Origin of the sequence: Pseudomonas sp. EGD-AK9, assembly GCF_000465935.2 — a bacterium.
Classification (GTDB): domain Bacteria; phylum Pseudomonadota; class Gammaproteobacteria; order Pseudomonadales; family Pseudomonadaceae; genus Aquipseudomonas.
In genome coordinates this window covers 1-1,497 of record NZ_AVOF01000536.1, presented here as the reverse complement: position 1 = coordinate 1,497, position 1,497 = coordinate 1, and the positions used below count along the sequence as shown (strand labels likewise).

At 68.7% G+C, this 1,497-nt stretch carries 2 protein-coding genes and 1 pseudogene; all 3 read right to left on the bottom strand.

Going from position 1 to position 1,497, the window contains the following annotated elements; all coding sequences use genetic code 11:
- Window positions 1–494 (bottom strand): transglycosylase SLT domain-containing protein (locus N878_RS20175; RefSeq protein WP_021445352.1); only part of this gene is annotated, 494 nt, incomplete at its 3' end.
- A gap of 13 nt (window positions 495–507) precedes the next feature.
- The gene (locus N878_RS20170) at window positions 508–1,095 is read right to left on the bottom strand and encodes a TrbM/KikA/MpfK family conjugal transfer protein (protein WP_010890138.1); all 588 of its coding nucleotides are present in this window, start codon (window positions 1,093–1,095) and stop codon (window positions 508–510) included.
- Between the two features lie 17 nt (window positions 1,096–1,112).
- Window positions 1,113–1,497: pseudogene (locus tag N878_RS20165) on the bottom strand (P-type conjugative transfer protein TrbL); the annotation flags it as partial.

Here is a 1,497-nt window from a genome sequence, read left to right as displayed (position 1 = left end):
TGGGCCACCGTCGCGGGCTGGCTGGGCGTCGAGGGCGTGGCCCCGGCCTTCGTCACGTCAAGCGTGACGAACCGAGCTTCGAGCCAATCGGCCCACTTCGACGCCTTGCGCATCAAGTCGGCCCGGTACACCGCGTTGTACTGCGGCGTGCGCGAGTGGTAGTTCGCCGCCTTCGTCCAGAGGTCGCCCTTGTCGTTGCGGATGTGCATCCGCAGCCGCCAGGCGGCCAGGTCGAACGAGTAGCAGCCGGCAGCCGCCACATCGTTCGCCGTGATGCCGTATCGGGCCAGGTCGCCCAGGTACGCGGTGTTGAACTGCATCGGGCCAACGTCATGCGTGCCATTCGAGTTGCGCACCCACTGGCCCGGCTTGCCGCCCTCTTTCTCGGCGACGGCCAACACGATGTTGACCGGCACCTCGTACTTGACGGCGGCCGAGATCGAGCAGACGACGCGCTCCTGGAGCTGCGGCGGCAGATCGGCGAAGAACGGCATGCCCTCCCCTCCCTCAGTTCAGCCAGGACTGGCGGCGGCGCTCTTCGTCCTCGCGCCGGATGCGTTCGTTGTACTCGGCCAAGGCGCGGTCATAGTCGCGCGCTTCGACCCAATACCCGCCCCGCTCTGGCGTCCCGACATAGCGCGGCAGCGTGCCGCTGCTGGCGAAGTCGGTGTAGGCGTGGCCGGTGTAGGCCCCGCAGTAGTCAGGCAACTGGTTGCTGATGTACGTGCGCCCATCGTCGTAGCCGCCCGTCCACATCACCAACGTCGAGTTCAGCGACTGCGCGTCGCACCGGCCAGCGCCGCGCGAGATCGCCGACACGAGCGACTGCATTTCCGGCGTCTGGCTCGCCACCGGGCAAAGCTGGAGGAAGTTCAGGCGGGCGCGGATCGTGTCCGACAGCTTGCGCTTCGTGATGTTGAAGTACCGCGACAGCGACGGCGTGCATTCGCTCGGGCGCGTGCCCGACGACAGGCACAGGATCGCCTCGCAGGCCAGGCGCGTGTCGCCGGTCAGCACGTCTTGCGCGCTGGCCGTGCCGGCGGTCGATCCGAGGGCTGCCACGAGGGCGGCCAGGGCAAACAGTTTCTTCTTCATGGTTGGACTCTCCTTGGTTACGCAGTTGTGCCGTCGCGGCCTTGCTCGCGGTTGGCGAACGCAGCTACTTCGGACTCGGGATCGGCATCGGCAGGGCCGCCTGCCAGGCTGTTGTCGCCGAAGCTCGGCGCGGGCTGCTGGTCGGGCACGTCGATGTTCTCGGCCGTGCCGCTTCCTTGCGCCTTGATCGCGGCGGCGATCTTTCCGCCAGTGGTGTCGGCGATCCGCTCGGCTGCGGCTTCGCGCAGGCTCGCGGCTTTGGCCTTGGCAACATCGGCGGTTCCCTTCGCCAAGTTCGCGCCGGCGTCGGCGGCGATGCGGCCGGCCGTGCCGAGGGCCGATGCGGCCGATGCGAGCAAGCCGGGGCCGGTGCTGCCCGGTGCGGCCTGCTGCCCTTGCCCT

Bases quoted from the DNA above. Each gene is read 5' to 3' on its own strand.
- N878_RS20170 (WP_010890138.1), bottom strand. From the start codon at position 1,095: ATGAAGAAGAAACTGTTTGCCCTGGCCGCCCTCGTGGCAGCCCTCGGA.